Genomic DNA, 17,215 nt, shown 5'->3' with positions numbered 1-17,215 from the left:
ATGTATTATTCACATCCATTGTATGTAGAAGATATAAAGAAAATTTCAGATTATACCTTTCCGTGGGAAAAACTGGAGAATAAGAAAATTTTGATTACCGGTGCTAGCGGAATGATAGGAACGGTGTTAGTAGATGTGTTGATGGAACATAATCGTACATATGATTCTAAGATCCATGTGTTTGCAATGGGACGTTCTGAGCAGAGAGCACGTGAACGTTTTAAAAATTATATGGAGGATCTGAACTTTTCCTTTATTCAGGGTGATATTAATAATTCGCTGCAGCTGGATACAAAAATGGATTATCTGTTTCACTGTGCCAGCAATACGCACCCGAGAAGCTATGCAGAAGATCCGATTGGGACGATTATGACGAATGTGGCGGGAACAGAAAATGTATTAAAAATGGCAGTGTATTCAAAGGCTGAGAGAGTTGTTTTTCTCTCTTCGGTCGAAATTTACGGCGAAAATCGTGGAGATGTAGAACGGTTTTCAGAAGAGTATTGCGGTTATATTGACTGCAATACTCTTCGAGCCGGATATCCGGAGGGAAAAAGAACGGGTGAAGCGCTGTGCCAGGCGTATAGACAGAAATATGGACTGGATGTTGTGATTCCGAGAGTATGTCGAGTCTTTGGTCCGACGATGCTTCAAAGTGACAGCAAAGCATTGGCTCAGTTCATAAAGAAAGCAGTAAACAGAGAAGATATTGTTTTAAAGAGTGAAGGAAATCAATATTTTTCTTATTGCTATGTTACGGATGTAGTGTCTGCATTGCTTTATATTCTGTTTTATGGAAAAGACGGGGAAGCTTATAATATTGCGGATGAGAAATATGATATTCGACTGAAAGAACTGGCAGGTATTTTAGCAGACTATGCTGGCAGAAAAGTTGTGTTTGAACTGCCGGATGAAATAGAGCGGAAAGGGTATTCAAAAGCATCGGATGCGCGGCTTGATGCGAAAAAGTTGAATCAGTTAGGTTGGAAGTCAAAGAATGAAATGAAAGAACAGCTTGAAAAAACAATCGAAATAATAAGGTCGAAGACGGAATGAGAATGAAATATGTGGAGGAGCTAAAGTGATTGCTATAGATAGGTATAAAAAGAGTTTAAGCTGTATCATGGCTGTATTTACAATGATGAGTCTCCGAATGAATCTGTTGAAGATGGATTACAAGGGAAATCCATTGAAACGGTATTTGGATGCACTATCAGGTTTTTCACTAGATCAGCTTATTCTCTTTGCGGGAATGATATGTTTATTTTATTATATGTTAAAAGAAATTCAGAGGTATAGACCTGAAAATAAGGCAGAGTTCAGAAAAGATTGCTGCTGTGCAGGTTTATTGGGATTTTTTTTGCAATATGCATGATTGTAGGTAATGCGATTGAGGTAAACGGAGAATTAAGTGCCCTGTACATGGGAAAACTTCAGATCTTTAAAAGTATAACGGTTCTTATCGGTTATACATGCCTTTTTTCAAGCGTGATAATCTATTTATTTTATAAATGGGACCATCTTACATTATGTCAAAATTCGAATGATGAAAAGATAGTCTCAAAAACTTTCGGGGGGAGGTATCTCTCGTTCCTTGAGAATCATACATTTCTGTGTTCGTTTTTGACGATAGTAGTTTTATATATTCCTTATATTGTGTGTTCATATCCGGCAATTTTGCAGGGAGATGCACAAGATTTTATTTTGCAGGGATATAATTTGCCTAGTCTTCAGTCAGAACGATTGGTATTGTTAAATAAAAATGTATACTTAAATGCGCATCATCCCGTGGCATATACAATGCTTGTGCATATCTGTATGATAATTGGAAAGTTTTTGTTTAAGTCGTGGAATGCGGGATTGTTTTTGGTTTCGTTAATTCAATTTGTATTTGCTGCAAGTGTTATTTCGTATTTTGTGAAATTTCTTAGAGAACTTCGTGTTAATATAAAAATATGTTTCGTGAGTCTAATTTACTATTGTATTTCTCCGAGAATGGTATCATATATGTTTTTATTTTCAAAAGATGTTTTTTACGCATATATGATGCTGTTCCTCATTGTTTTGTTAGCTAAAATAATGATTTGGAAAAGTCTTTTTACTAGTAATAGAGAAAAGTGTAATAAAAATATATTGTTGATTTATTTGGCATTGATATTTCTTTGCGGTGGCTTCATTGTTTTCTTTCGAAATGAAGCAAAATATATTGTTGGAATCTGGTTTGTTTTCCTTATTGCTCATTTTAAAGAATATAGAAAAGAACTGGGGATTGGGTTGGCGTTAATCTTATTCTTGCTTTTTTCTATAAATCATATTATTTTTCCGTATTTAAAAATTACACCAGGAAGTACAAAAGAGATGCTTTCGGTTCCGTTTCAGCAAACAGCACGTTACATAAAAGAATATTCGGATGAGGTGACGGAGAAAGAAAAAGAGGTAATTGATCGCGTCTTAAATTATGATACATTATCGGAACGTTATGAGGCCGACCGTTCTGATAAAGTCAAAGATGGCTGGAATAAATATACATCTAAAGTAGAATTAAAAGAATATTTTTCTGTATGGTATCAGATGCTGAAGAAACATCCTTTAGTTTATGCAGAAGCCACTCTAAACAATTACTATTATTATCTATATCCTGGTAAAAGATTGGCCACAAATTATTCATATAGTTGGTCGGAAAAATGCATGGATAGTGTGAATAAACGTGGAAATCAATTAAATATGGATGTTCATTATCCAGTTAAGCTGAAATGCTTAAGAAATTGTTATGAAGCGTTGCGAGAAGGAATATTTAATCTTCCAGTGCTAGGAGTATTTAAGTGTGTTGCCTTATATATCTGGCTGCTATTAATATTTGCATTTTATTTATTCAGAAGACAAAAGATAGATATTTTATGTTGGGGGATTATCCCATTATTGGCTTCGGTAGGTATTGCATTTTTGGGACCGTGCAATGGATATTACTTTAGATATGTTTATATGATTACGGTTGCATTGCCGGCGGTATTGTTGCTTGGATTGATTGATAAGAAATATCGTTGGATAAAAATGAATAATGCAGGAACACAGATTTTGAATGATAAGTGAAAGGAATATACATAAAATGGATAAGATAGCAGTACTGATTCCATGCTACAACGAGGAAAAAACAATTGAAAAAGTCGTGAAAGATTGGAAAACTGAACTTCCAGAAGCGGTTATTTATGTGTACGACAACAATTCAAATGATAAGACAGCCGAACTGGCTCAAAATGCGGGCGCAATCGTCCGTCATGAATACGCACAGGGGAAAGGAAATGTAATCCGGCGTATGTTTCGGGAGATTGATGCGGAGTGCTATATCATGGTAGATGGAGACGACACGTATCCTGCTGAATACGGAAGAAAGATGGCGAATCTGGTTCTTGAAAAAAATGCTGATATGGTAGTGGGGGACAGGCTTTCATCTACTTATTTTAATGAGAACAAAAGACCGTTCCATAATTTTGGAAATACGCTGGTGAGAGCTAGCGTAAATCGCTTGTTTCATACTGATATCCGGGATATTATGACGGGTTATCGGGCTTTTAGTTTTCTTTTTGTTAAAAGCTTTCCTGTGCTATCGAAGGGATTTGAGATAGAAACGGAGATGACCATTCATGCAGTTGAAAAAAATATGCGGATTGAGAATGTAGTTATCGAATATCGAGACAGACCGTCTGGCAGTGAATCAAAATTAAATACATATTCAGATGGATTTAAGGTCTTGAAGACGATAGGACGTCTCTATAAGAATTATCGTCCGTTTGGATTTTTTGGTCGGATATCGACTGTTTTGATGCTGGTTTCAATGGGACTGCTTATTCCGGAGATCCTACATGATATACAGGTGGGAAAGGTTAAACATCCGTTTATATTTGTTTCATCGGGAATTTTGATTTTTACTTCGATTGTATCATTCTTTTCGGGAGCAGTTTTATCAACTTTGGTTGAGAAAGAACGGCAGGCGTATGAATTTCGGCTGCAGATGATTGAAAAGATGAAAAGTGAATTAGAATGATTTTTTGTGAACGATTAAAGTTGTTTGAGCATCCCTAACCATTCCACCTTTATTTTTACAAAGAAATATGAGATAATAAAAACCAGAAAATAGCACGGGAGGCTCGCTTATGAATGAATTAAAACTTCCGGTAGGGATTGATGGTTTTGAAAAGATCCGTCGAAATGGCTTTTATTATATCGATAAAACAGAATTGATTGAACAATTGTTTTTAAATTGGGGAGAAGTGAATCTGTTTACACGTCCGCGTCGCTTTGGTAAGACCCTTAATATGAGTATGCTGAAGTGCTTTTTTGAGATTGGAACGGATTCATCGCTCTTCGATGGACTCTATATTTCGGAGAAGCAGACATTATGTGAGCAGCATCTGGGAAAATATCCGGTTATCTTTCTCTCCTTAAAGGGAGTAGAGGGCTTGAACTTTTCAGAGGCAAAGCGAAGATGCATTCAGCTGATAAGAAGAGAAGCGGAACGGTTTTATTATCTAAAGGACAGCGAAAGACTTCTTGATTTGGATAAAAAAAAGTATCATCAGCTTCTTGACATGAAGGATCAGCCTGAAGACGTGGATATTGTCATTTCTTCCATAAAAACATTGTCCGATCTATTATATAAACATTATGGTAAAAAGACGGTCATTCTGATTGATGAGTACGATGTACCACTGGATAAAGCATTTCAGCATGGTTATTACAAGGAAATGATCTATTTTACCCGTGGACTGCTTGGAGAAGCATTAAAGACAAACGATTCGCTTAACTTCGCAGTGTTGACGGGCTGCCTTCGTGTCTCGAAAGAAAGCATCTTCACCGGACTCAACAATTTTAAGATCCTATCGATCACAGATACACGATTTGATGAGCAATTTGGCTTTACTGATACAGAGGTTCGAAAGCTGCTTTCAGACTATCATCTGGAAGATAGGTTTGCGGAAGTAAAAGAATGGTATGATGGATATCGCTTCGGAAAAGCCGACGTATACTGCCCGTGGGATGTTGTAAACTTTGTGGATCGTGTAAAGGATGATCCGGAAGCAAGACCAGAAGCGTATTGGATCAATACGAGCGGAAACGATCTGGTAAAGCGTTTTATTGATAAGGCAAATAAGACAACGAAAAATGAAATAGAACGTTTGATTAACGGCGAAGCGATTGAAAAAGAGCTTCGTCTGGATCTTACCTATGAGGAGATTGATCAGAGCATCGAAAATCTTTGGAGCGTACTTTTTACGACCGGATATCTGACACAGACCGGAAGGACGGAGAAGGGCGCTTACCGCTTGATTATTCCGAATCGGGAGGTGCGCGAGGTCTTTCGGCTTCAGATAAACGAGTGGTTTAAGAAATCGATCTTCACTAACACAGAACGCCTGACTGCATTCTGGAAAGCCTTTGAAGGAGGGGATACTGAAGGAATAGAGCAATATTTAAATCGGGTGCTCAGTAATTCCATCAGCGTTTTTGATACAAAGGCAAGGAAGGAAGAAAAGGAAAGCTCCTATCATAACCTTCTTGTCGGGATTCTTACAGGGAACGCAGACTGGCTTGTAAAATCAAATGTCGAAGCCGGAGATGGCTTTGCGGATATCATTGTAGAGACCGATAATCCGGATGCTGGAATTGTTGCAGAATTAAAATACACAAAAAACTTTGATGAGATGAGGATAGCGTGCAGGAAAGCAATGAATCAGATCCGAGATCGCCGTTATCAGGAATATCTCCTGAATGATGACCGGAGGGACATACGGTTATATGGAATTGCCTTTTGCAAAAAAAGATGCTGTGTGATCAGCGAAAAACTTGAAAAATAGGTTACGTTTACGGGTAGGTACTTTTGAAACCGAAAGTGCCGTAAGAAAACGTGGTGGCAGCAGGAATTTGCCGTATTTAAATGCGAAGCTACGGCAAATTCCGTTACTGGGCACGTATGCGTGAACAGTAATAAAAATAGGCAGATGCCAGTTTTCCTCCTTGCAAATCCCCCCAACTTGTTATATACTTAAATATACTATGTTATTATAGTAATGAAAGAACGAAAAAAGGAAGGAATTACCGATGACACTGTTAGAAAATTGGCGCAATCTGGCATATGGTGACGGGCTGGATGATAAAAAGAAAGAGGAACTCTGGTCTGGATATTTTACGATTGAGAAAGGCATTTACGAGCAGATTCTTACAAACCCGACTGAGGTTATAGAAGGTACCGTTAAGGAACTGGCTGAGAAGTATGATACCGAAGTTATGATCATGACCGGTTTCCTGGATGGAATCAATGAGAGCTTAAAGGGCTATGAGAACCCGATCGAGACCATGGATGAGGATACCAAGGTTAAGATCGAGATCGACCCGGAGAAGTTATATTACAACATGGTAGAGGCAAAGGCTACCTGGCTGTATGAGCTTCCGCAGTGGGATGCAATCCTGACTGAGGAGAGAAGAACAGAGCTGTACCGCGAGCAGAAGGCATCTGGCACAGTCCGCAATACACATAAGATTTACCCGAACGATCCGTGTCCATGCGGAAGCGGTAAGAAATACAAGAAGTGCTGCGGAAAGAATAAATAAGAGATTTATGAATCAGAGAAGCACATCCGGAACACAGAGTGAACCGGATGTGCTTTTTTCTATGGAAATATAGGACGTGCTTTTGTATAATAGATATAGAGAAAAGACAGCAGACGAATGATGGCAGGAGGCATGATAAAAGAATGGCAGGTACAAAGCAGTGGAGGGCGGCAGATGGGAGACTGCAGCCGGGATTTCAGACAGCAGGTTTTACATTGAAACAGGTGGGAAAACTGCAGGCGCTGGGAGCGCAGACACTGTATTTTGAACATGAGAAAAGCGGGGCGTCCCTGTTTTATATCAGAAATAAAGATACAAACCGGGGATTCTCGATTTCCTATCGGACACCGCATCTGGATGAGACGGACACGAATCATGTGTTTGAGCATTCGGTACTTGCTTCCTCTGATAAATATCCGAGTAAGGATATTTTTTTTGATCTTTGCAGCAAGACATACCACACATTTGTAAATGCATTTACCTATATACCATTTACGGCATATCCGGTGTGCAGCCAGAGCGAGGAACAGCTGCTTAAGATGGCAGATGTGTATTTAAGCTGCATGAAAGCGCCGGGAATCCGGCGGGAACGCCGCTTTTTTGACCGTGAAGCGGTCCGCTATGAGCTGCGCGACCGCAAAAGCCCGATTACGCTGGCAGGAACGGTGTACAGCGAGGATTTCGGCATGCTGAATGATACAGATAATGAGGCACTGCGGAATGTTTTGCGGGCGCTGTATCCGGGGGAGACGGCGGCAAATGCGAATGGACAGGCGCACCGTTTTTATAAGGATCTGACGTATGAACATACGATGGAGATGTATGATCGATTTTATCGGTTCGATAATGCTCTGATTTTGTTGTATGGGGATCTGGACTGGAAACGGTTTCTGGCATTCCTGGATAAAGAGTATCTGTGTGATGCAAAGAAAAGCTATGGAAAAGAAGACGGATGGAGTTTCCAGTCAGGCAGCGGGCGACAGGAAAAACAGGAAATGCAGAATATAGGGATGAGTGCGTTTTACAGCCCCGAGCCAGATAGTTTGGAAAATGGGGGAGAATCATTCTTCCGTCAGGCAACCGTTCCCAGTCCTGCTTACCGGGGAGACGCATCGGAGAATGCGGCGGTGGTATCGTATGCGATGGATCTGAGCGGCATTTCATGGGAAAAGCTGATCCAGTACAGCATCATTGCGGGAATGATGAATGTGGATGGATCGGTTTTCAGGGAAAAGCTGCGGACGGCGGGCATCCATTGTGATGCGAGCGCATCGGTGATGATGGAGGCAGAAAAGCCATTTTTTGTTTTCGAAATGACAGACAGCAGTCCGAAGGATGCAGAACGGTTCCGGCAGGTGTCGGATGAGACATTGTGCGAGATGCAGGAGCGCGGGATCGACCCGTCAGTGGTGGAGACGGCGCTCAAGGCGCGGGCGATACATGATTATACGGCAGGCGAAGATACGGATGTATTTGCGGATTCGATCGTGCCGGAAGTCAGCCTGAAATGGGCACTGACGGGCGATGCAGATGTGTATGCGGATGAGGCGGCAGCCTATGATTCTCTGGATGCAGGGACGGCACAGGCGGAGATTCGCCGGTTTGCGGCAGAGCTTGGCGCGGCGAAGCGGCGGGTTCTTGTCACGACGGTTCCGACGCCGGGGATGGCAGAGGCGATGGAGCAGGAGCGCGACGCGTATCTGGCGCAGATGAAGGCGGAGATGAGCGAGGCAGAGCTGGATGCGCTGATTGCGAAAACCCTGGATTTTGATGCGTGGAATGCGTCGGAGTGTTCGAATGCGGATTTTATGATCCGGGTCGATGAGCTTCCGCCGCCGGAAGAGACGCCGGAATATCAGATATATGAGATAAATGGGATTTCGGTCTATGAATCGCCGTCGGATCTGGAAGCGATCAGCTATAACCGTTTATACCTGGATTTGAGCGGCGTGCCGGAAGAGGACCGTTTTTACATTCCTTTATATACAATGTTTGTTTCAGAGCTTGAAAATGCCCGGTATGGCAGAATGGAAAAGGAAAATCAGATTGAGCGCTATCTGCATGATTTTTCCATGAATGAGGGATATCCGGAGGTTCGGGCGGGACGAAACAGCCATCCGACGCTGGCGGTCAGCTGGTATGGGATGGCGGAGGATTATGAAGAGAGCCTGTATGTCCTGTTGGAACTCTTATCACATCCACTGTGGAGAGATAAGAATGCGGTTCTTCAGGCACTGGATGAGACGATTCCGTCCTGTGATGAGTCGCGCAGTGATGCGTATTCGCTGGCGGTGCGTCTGGCGGCATCTGGCTATAGCATCAATACGCGGTATCAGGAATATGTCGGCGGACAGGCGTTTTATGAGTTTTTGAAAAAACTGCGCGGGCGACTGGAACAGGAGGATGCAGCGATCTTCCAGCTGGCAGAGAAGATGGAGGAGGTGCGCGACCGCATCCTGCATGGAACAGCGGTGACGATCCTTCATGTTGCACCGAGGGAAAATCTGGAATGGATGCGGAACTGTGCAGGGCGGATTCTGGGAAATCTGCGGGGAGAACAGATGCCAGACCATGAGAATAAAACGGAAAACAGAGGGGAAAATGCTGGGTATACTTTCCCGGTTCCGGCGCGCAGGGAGGCGGTAATTGTGGAGAGCTCCAGCCAGTATACCGTCTTTTCGGCAGAGCTGAGCGCTGTAGATGGATTTTCCGGGCGGATTCTTCCGTATGTAAATGCGCTGGATGACCGGTATTTTGTGCCGCAGCTCCGTTTTCAAGGCGGCGCCTACAGCGCGTCGTTTGCATTTACGCCGACGATGGACCGGATCGTGGCGAGTACATACCGGGATCCGAAGGTCAGTGAGACGATCGAGGCGATCCGGGCGGCAGCGGGTGTATTGGAAAAACTGCAGCTTTCGGAGGCAGATCGGAATGGCTATATTTTAAGCAGTTACGGCAATGCGACGGCGCCGTGCGGATGCCTGGGACGGCGGATGGCAGCGATGCAGTATGCGTACAATGGCCTGGATATTGTACAGATCCGTCGTTGGACAGAGGAGATCCGTAAGACGACCGCAGAGGATCAGAAAGAGGCGGCGCGGATCATCCGGCGGCTTTTGGAAGAAGCGTGGATTGTGACGACTGGAAATCAGACGGCGATCGAGATGGATCGGGACTGCTTTGACCGGATCCGGGATTTCCGCAGTAAAATGGCTGAATAACCAGATCCATATTTATAGGGAGGTAGAGAGAATGCGTACAAAGCGATTGGGAGACATGCTTTTGGAGCTGGGACTGATCACAGAAGGGCAGCTTAAAGAGGCGCTTGACTATCAGGCGAAGGAGAAAGAACGTCTGGGAACAACGCTGATCAAGCATCATTATATCACGGAAGGTCAGCTGATCGATGCGCTTCGCATGCAGCTGGGCATTGACTATATTGATTTGACGCGGGTCGATATCAGCCCGGAACTGTCGCGTTTTGTGCCGAAAAACCTGGCAAAGAAAATGACGATCGTACCGGTGCGTATTTCCAAAGACCAGCTCTATCTGGCAATGGCGGATCCGCTGAACTTCATGGCGATTGAGGAAGCACAGCATACTTCCAAAAAGAAAATTGTGCCGATGATTGCCTCTGAACCGGCGGTGAAGCGTGCGATCAATATTTTGTATGGCAACGAGGGAGCGGCAGAAGCGATGGCGCAGATGCAGGCAGAGACGGCAGCGGCACAAGAGGTGCGTCAGGGGCAGACGGCGGCAAGAGAAGGACAGGAAAATGTGACGCCGATGATCCGCCTGGTCAATTCGATTATTGAGCGCGCCATTTCGGAAAATGCTTCGGATATCCATTTTGAGCCGACGGAGGAGGAGATGGTCGTCAGGATGCGTATCGACGGGCAGCTTCACCGGATCATGACGATCCCGTCGGAACTCAAGGATTCGGTCATTTCGAGGCTTAAAATCATGTCCCAGCTCGATATTGTCGAAAAAAGAATTCCGCAGGATGGTCGTGCGGTGATGCATTTAAGAGGAAAAGATATTGATATGCGTATATCCACCCTTCCGACCCTGTATGGAGAAAAAGTGGTTATCCGTATTTTGAAACGAAATGAGGAGACGCTGAACCGCCGCGGTATCGGTATTCCGGCAGTGGAGGATGCAAAGATTGATACACTTTTAGGGCTTACTTCCGGAGTTATCATGATTGTAGGACCGACTGGTTCAGGTAAATCTTCGACGATGTATACGCTGATCCGCGAACTTCTTTCGGATCGGACCAACCTGATTACACTGGAGGATCCGGTGGAATACCATATCAAAGGCGCGACACAGGTGCAGATCAATGAAAAAGTGGGGCTGACTTTTGCATCGGGTCTGCGCTCAGTCCTGCGTCAGGATCCGGATATCATCTGCGTCGGCGAGATCCGTGACGGTGAGACGGCAGAGATCGCGATGCGTGCGGCAATGACGGGACATCTCGTTATCACCACGATTCATACGGAAGATGCGATCTCGGCGATTGACCGTCTGCGAGATATGGGCGTGGCGCCATACCTGATCGCGGCGGGACTGCGAGGCGTTATTTCCCAGCGGCTGCTGAGAAAAATCTGTCCGAACTGCAAAACTCAGATTCAGCCGCCGAAAAAAGCGCTTGAGATGGCAGGAATCCCGGAGAACCCTGGAAAATTATACTGGCAGGGAGCCGGATGCGATCAGTGCTTCCATTCGGGATACCGGGGCAGAATCGGTGTGTTTGAGGTAATGCTGATTCAGGAGGAGCTGCGCCGGTGCATTCTGGAAGGAGCTGACCGGACACGTTTCTTAGAGGCAGCCAGAAGAGCGAGCCAGTATGTTCCGATGCTGGAACACGCGCAGAAGCTGGTAGAAGAGGGTGTTTCGACGGTAGACGAGGTGATCCGGACGCTGCTGGCGCTGTAAATGGTGCAGAAAGAGAAGAGGAGACAGATGGTATGTATGGAATCGAGGAATTAATCGCGCTGGCAGCTGAAAAAAGGGCATCGGATGTGCATCTGATTGCAGGGCTGCCGCCAAAATGCAGAATTGACGGCAGAATCGAGACGCTGACGGATGGCGGGCTGACGCGTGAGGATTGTGAGGAATATGGACGCCAGCTGGCAGGCAATGCGGCCGATCAGATCGAGGCGATCGGACAGCTGGATTTTAGTGCTTCGTTTGCGGGACGGCGTCTCCGTGTGAATCTGTTCCGGCAGCAGGGCGCGCTCTCTGCGGCGATCCGTCTTCTGGGCAGTACGATTCCGAACCTGTCGGAGCTGGGGCTTCCGGAAGCAGTGAATCAGTTTTCAAGCTGGAATAAAGGCATTATTCTGGTAACCGGCGAGACGGGAAGCGGCAAGTCAACGACGCTGGCGGCAATTTTAAATGAGATCAACCAGAATCGTCCGCTCCATATGATTACGCTGGAAGATCCGATCGAGTATGTCTATGAACCGGCGCAGGCGATCATCAACCAGCGCGAGGTGGGCGTGGACGTAGAGAGCTATGATAAAGGGCTTTATGCGGCGCTCCGTGAGGATCCGGATGTTATTCTGATTGGAGAAATGCGTGATCCGGCGACGATCGAGACGGCGCTGATGGCGGCGGAGACGGGACATCTTGTTTTTTCCACCATTCATACCAATTCGGCAATCGACAGCATTGACCGGATTGTGGGTGTTTTTCCAGAGGATAAACAGCCGCAGATCCGGATGCAGCTCTCGATGACGCTGCGGGCGGTGCTGTCGCAGCAGCTGGTGCCGAGGGCGGGCGGCCAGGGCAGGGCGGCAGCTTGTGAGCTTATGATGCTCACGCCGGCGATCCGGAATCTGATCCGTGATGGAAAAACACCGCAGATGCAGAGCTATCTGCTTTCTAGTGCAAAAGAGGGCTCTATTACGATGGATAATTTTCTGATCCGTATGGCGAAAGAGGGCGTGATCACACCGCAGACGGCAGTCGATGCGTCCCAGGACCCGCAGGAGCTGAGAGAGAAACTGGCGGCGGTGTAGTATTAATAATATGGTAAAAACGGGTGAATGAAGCCTGCGAGGAATGCAGATTACTAGAGAACATAAAAATGTATGTTTGTGTAAATACTGAGATTGTAGCGAAAGTTTGAACAGTATATTTTTGACAATGTTTTTATGTTTCAGGAGGAATTTTATGCAGGCAGGTAAATCAAGCATCCAGTTTGAGCATCCGCCCATCATCACATCGGCGGCATCGATCGTGGGGCAGACGGAAGGCGAGGGACCGCTGGCAAGTTTTTTTGACCGGGTGGAGCCGGATCCGACGTTTGGGAAAAAGTCGTGGGAGGAGGCGGAGAGTGAATTGCAGCGCCAGACGGTGCAGAAATGTCTGGATAAGGCGGGCAGACAGGCGGCGGATGTGAATTGCCTGTTTGCGGGAGACCTGTTGGGACAGATTGTGGCGACCTCGTTTGGTGTGGAGTCGTTTGATATCCCGTTTTTCGGGCTTTACGGCGCCTGCTCGACGATGGGAGAGGCGATGATTCTGGGGGCGATGGCAGCAGGGGCTGGCTATGCGGACCGGGTTCTGGCGCTGGCGTCGAGCCATTTTGCCTCGGCAGAACGGCAGTTCCGGTTTCCGCTGGCGTATGGGAATCAGAGACCGCAGTCCACAACCTGGACGGTGACCGGGTGCGGGTGTGTGATGATCGAGGGAAATGAGAAAAATGAAGGGAAAAATGGGCGCAGAGCGAAAGAAAATGCGTCAGAATCACTGAAAAATGCTGGACAGGAAAAATTGCATCCCAAATTTCAACCTTGTATCCCAGCTGCCACCCCCGGAAAGATCGTCGATATGCAGATGCGCGATTCCATGAACATGGGGGCGGCAATGGCGGTGGCGGCGGTAGACACAATCTTGCAGAATTTCCGTGATTTTAACCGGAAACCATCTGACTATGACCGGATCATCACTGGCGATCTGGGAATGGTGGGGAAGGAAATCCTGCTTGATTTTATGCGCGAGGCAGGACAGGATATTTCCAGCATCCATATGGACTGCGGGATCGAAATGTTTGACCCGAAGACGCAGGATACCCATTCGGGCGGGAGCGGCTGTGGTTGCTCGGCGGCGGTGCTGTGCGGCTATATTCTTCCGAAAATACAGGTGGGTGAGTGGAAACGCGTCCTGTTTGTGCCGACCGGGGCGCTGCTGTCCCAGATCAGCTTTAATGAGGGGCAGAATGTGCCGGGGATTGCCCATGGAGTGGTGCTTGAGGGAAAAGAATCGTTCGGTGAATGATAGGTATTTGCAAGAAACTTTAGAGAGGGAGCAAAAAAATGGACTATATCAAAGCATTTGTGACCGGCGGACTCCTCTGTGCCGCCGTGCAGATTCTGATGGATAAAACGAAACTCATGCCGGGGCGGATCATGGTACTTTTGGTGGTATGTGGCTCGATTCTCGGTGCGATCGGATTGTACGAACCGTATGCCAAATGGGCGGGTTCCGGGGCAACAGTGCCGCTGCTGGGGTTTGGGAATACGCTCTGGAAGGGTGTGCGGGATGGAATAGATAAGGATGGGGTTCTGGGGCTGTTCACCGGCGGATTCACGGCGGGTGCGGCGGGGATTTCCGGGGCGTTGATCTTCGGCTATCTGTCGTCGCTGATTTGCAAACCCAAGATGAAGGATTAGAGAGAAGACGAAAAAAGGAAAAGTAAAAGAAAGCAAAGCAAAAGAAAATCAAGTTGAGGAAATAAAAAGCTGCTGTAAAAGAGGCATATGAATGTCACTTTTTACAGCAGCTTTTTGCAGATATATTATTTTGCTGTTAATGCTCCGGATTCGCTGGGACAATCGGAATATTATTTCCATTCCGTCCACTTCCCGTCATCGGGCGTGGAACCACAGAGTGGATCGGAGCCGATAGATTATCTGAATCGGGGCTGTAGCCCGGAGCTGAGAAATCGGCGCTCTCAGAAGGATGGATGATCGTGGACGAACCATTGTGAATCTTGCACTCGCCCGGCATGGAGAAGCGGGAATCGTCCGTTTCTCCGCCGTCTTCCGGAACGACCATAACTGTCTTGGAAATCTGCTGGTTCGTCGGGCAGAAGGCAGTCGAGATGCCGCCGGAGGCGGAGCAGATCGTCACGCGGGTGTGGTGATCGCAGGTCTCGGTCGGAACCGTGCCCTTCGCGAAATATTCAGTGTAGACGGCCGTTCCGCGCGGGTCACTGCTGCAGACGCCGGAAACCGGAAGCTTGCCGGATTTGCGGCATACTTCAGCAGTTTCAATGCTGTCCGGAACCGTAAATCCGGGGTCGCTTAAGCTCTCATGGACACGTGTCATGATATTTCGCCAGATGCGCTTGTGGTAACTGGTACCGCCGTTTGAAACGGTGCCGCCTTTTAATGGCTGGTTATTGTCGCACCCGCCCCAGATACCGGCAGTGTAGTACGGCGTAAAGCCTACAAACCAGACGTCGACGTTGCTGGTGGTCGTACCGCTCTTTCCGGCGCAGCTCATATTGGGAATCGCCGCTGTCGTACCGGTCGATTTAACCCCGGAACCGGAACGCGTATACATTGTATTGCTCTGCATAACATCCTGCATCGCGCTGGTTAAAAGATAGGCGGTAGAGTCTTTGAGCGCCTGCCGCGTCTCCGGTTCATTGTCGATCAGTATCTTTCCGTTGCGATCCAGGATCTTAGTAAAGAAGATAGGCTTCGTGTAGGTGCCGCCGTTGGCGATCGCCGCAAATGCATTTGTCAGTTCCAGGTTGCTGACGCCCTTTGTCAGACCGCCGAGTGCTGTCGAGAGAGTCTGATCCTGGCTTACGAGGGAAGTGATTCCCAGCCGTTCAGCATATTCGACACCGAGCTGCGGCGTTACCGTGTCCGCCATGCAGCGCAGGGCGACGATGTTCATGGAATAGGTAATGCCGTCGCGGATCGTGTGATAGCCCTTGTAATCGCTGCCCCACCAGTTTCGGAACTCTTTTTCACCGGAAGAGTATGGTCCGTCATAGTAAACAGTTGATAGGGTCGCGCCGCAGGCATCCAATGCCGGGGCAAAGGAGGAAATGACCTTGAAGGTCGATCCTGGCTGCCGCAGGGAGTCGGTCGCACGGTTTAAGGTGCGGTTTGCCGTCTTCTGTCCGCGTCCGCCGTTGATTGCCTTGACATAGCCGGTGGACTGTTCGATCAGGACGAACGAGGTCTGCGGCTCTAAAATCATGGTAACTGATTCACCGAGAACGGTGCTTCCGTCCTGCGTGAGGGCGGTGCGGTACTCATCGATCGCCGTCTGCGCCTCTTCCTCGGAATTAAACAGCCCGTCAAAACCGCTTTGTCCCTTGACCTGCTGGATCCATGTTTTCAGAGTTTCCTGTGAATAATGCTGCGTTTCCCCGTCTGGATGGGTCAGGGAAAGGCGGTATTCAACCGAATAGCGAGCCGCGTCGTAGTTGGCAGGATTGTTGACTTCCTCATCGACGATTGCCTGAATCTGCGGATCCTGCGGGGTATAAATCTGCAGTCCGCCGCTGAACAGAAGATTGGACGCCTGCGTGTCAGTATAGCCGAGCTGCTCTTTGAGTGCTTCGGTGACCTGGCTGATCAGCTCGTCCGTGTAATAGGAGTACGGTGTCTCATTTTCCTTGAGCGCCGTGTCGACATTCTGGATACGGGCGTAGACGTCGTCCGCCAGTGCTTCCTCCTGTTCTTCTTTTGTGATATAGCCCTGCTCATACATTGCCTGTAAAATGACCTTGCGCCGGGCGGCATTTGCCTCCGCGCCGCTGATCGGATTCAGCTTTGACGGATTCTGTGTGATACCGGCGATGACCGCGCACTCAGAAAGAGTCAGATCGGAGACGTTCTTATTAAAATAGCGCAGCGCCGCTGCTTTGACGCCCAGCGTATTGCTGCCGAGGTTGATCGTATTTAAATAGTTCGTTAAAATGACCTTCCGATCGACGTTTTTTGTCAGCTGCAGCGCCAGATATTGTTCCTGGATTTTTCGTTCGATTTTGGAACCTTTGCTGGTCTCCATACCGCCGTTGAAGACGGTATTTTTGATGAGCTGCTGGGTCAGGGTGCTGGCGCCGCCTTTATAATTATTTGTCAGGACACCGACCACGGCGCGTGAAATGGAGCGCAGATCGATACCGCTGTGCTGCCAGAAACGCGAGTCCTCGATGGAGACGAATGCGTCGATCAGATCCTGAGGAAAATCCTCGTAGGATGCTTCAATTCGGTTCGAGTTGGAACCGACCAGCGTGTCGGTCACTTCCCCGGCGCTATTATATATAGTAGAAAAATATCCGCTTGGAGTGAAGCTGTCCGGGTTGAAGTCCGGCGAACTGTCCAGAATGCCTTTAAACATGCCGATAAAGGTGCTGACACCCGTCACGCAGAGAAACAGAACAAGAACAAAGGCAGTCTTGAAGAAGGTCAGAAACAGCCGGTTGGCGTATTTCTTCTTCCGGGAATTGGCTGCCCGGATCCGTTTCTTGGTTGCTTTTACACCGTAATTCATGAGAACCTCCTTTGGGTTCGTAGTGGTTCGTTCTATTAATAAATACAGTATTTCCAATTATATCAAAATTCATGGGATA

12 protein-coding genes are annotated in these 17,215 nt (G+C 47.1%); 11 read left to right on the top strand and 1 reads right to left on the bottom strand.

Translation table 11 applies throughout. The features are described from left to right. The 11 genes from DWY89_RS05715 (at position 1) to DWY89_RS05665 (ending at position 14,288) form a co-directional block, all read left to right on the top strand. On the top strand, positions 1–1,056 hold the full coding sequence (locus tag DWY89_RS05715; protein WP_118482222.1) for an NAD-dependent epimerase/dehydratase family protein: 1,056 nt from the start codon (positions 1–3) through the stop codon (positions 1,054–1,056). 25 nt (positions 1,057–1,081) lie between these two features. After that, entirely contained in the window at positions 1,082–1,375 is a 294-nt protein-coding gene (locus DWY89_RS05710) for a hypothetical protein (RefSeq protein ID WP_118524483.1), read from the top strand. Then, positions 1,372–3,090 carry a DUF6020 family protein gene (locus tag DWY89_RS14585; protein WP_118524482.1) on the top strand — a complete coding sequence of 573 codons (1,719 nt, stop codon included), beginning with the start codon at positions 1,372–1,374 and terminating at the stop codon, positions 3,088–3,090. Before DWY89_RS05710 ends, DWY89_RS14585 begins: the two co-directional genes overlap by 4 nt. A gap of 16 nt (positions 3,091–3,106) precedes the next feature. After that, on the top strand, positions 3,107–4,042 hold the full coding sequence (locus DWY89_RS05700) for a glycosyltransferase family 2 protein (RefSeq protein ID WP_118481718.1): 936 nt from the start codon (positions 3,107–3,109) through the stop codon (positions 4,040–4,042). Between the two features lie 109 nt (positions 4,043–4,151). Further along, positions 4,152–5,852 carry an AAA family ATPase gene (locus DWY89_RS05695; RefSeq protein ID WP_118523772.1) on the top strand — a complete coding sequence of 567 codons (1,701 nt, stop codon included), beginning with the start codon at positions 4,152–4,154 and terminating at the stop codon, positions 5,850–5,852. A gap of 244 nt (positions 5,853–6,096) precedes the next feature. Beyond that, complete coding sequence (locus DWY89_RS05690; RefSeq protein WP_118523773.1) at positions 6,097–6,606, top strand: SEC-C metal-binding domain-containing protein; 510 nt, start codon at positions 6,097–6,099, stop codon at positions 6,604–6,606. 143 nt (positions 6,607–6,749) lie between these two features. After that, entirely contained in the window at positions 6,750–9,827 is a 3,078-nt protein-coding gene (locus DWY89_RS05685; protein ID WP_182434506.1) for an insulinase family protein, read from the top strand. A 31-nt stretch (positions 9,828–9,858) separates the two neighbouring features. Continuing rightward, complete coding sequence (locus tag DWY89_RS05680; RefSeq protein ID WP_118523774.1) at positions 9,859–11,544, top strand: GspE/PulE family protein; 1,686 nt, start codon at positions 9,859–9,861, stop codon at positions 11,542–11,544. Between the two features lie 32 nt (positions 11,545–11,576). Continuing rightward, a complete protein-coding gene (locus DWY89_RS05675; protein ID WP_118523775.1) occupies positions 11,577–12,632 on the top strand; it encodes a type IV pilus twitching motility protein PilT in 1,056 nt (351 codons plus the stop codon). A 154-nt stretch (positions 12,633–12,786) separates the two neighbouring features. Next, entirely contained in the window at positions 12,787–13,893 is a 1,107-nt protein-coding gene (locus DWY89_RS05670) for a stage V sporulation protein AD (RefSeq protein ID WP_118524480.1), read from the top strand. 38 nt (positions 13,894–13,931) lie between these two features. Continuing rightward, positions 13,932–14,288 (top strand): SpoVA/SpoVAEb family sporulation membrane protein, encoded by a 357-nt coding sequence (locus DWY89_RS05665; RefSeq protein WP_022359528.1) that lies wholly within the window; start codon positions 13,932–13,934, stop codon positions 14,286–14,288. 136 nt (positions 14,289–14,424) lie between these two features. Here DWY89_RS05665 and DWY89_RS05660 read toward each other — a convergent pair whose 3' ends face one another. Continuing rightward, a complete protein-coding gene (locus DWY89_RS05660; protein ID WP_118524479.1) occupies positions 14,425–17,136 on the bottom strand; it encodes a transglycosylase domain-containing protein in 2,712 nt (903 codons plus the stop codon). Positions 17,137–17,215: the final 79 nt, after the last annotated feature.

It is taken from the genome of Clostridium sp. AF27-5AA (assembly GCF_003478415.1).
Taxonomy (GTDB): Bacteria; Bacillota; Clostridia; order Lachnospirales; family Lachnospiraceae; genus Otoolea; species Otoolea fessa.
The sequence above is the reverse complement of the archived record's forward strand: the minus strand, read 5'-3'. Positions and strand labels throughout refer to the sequence as shown.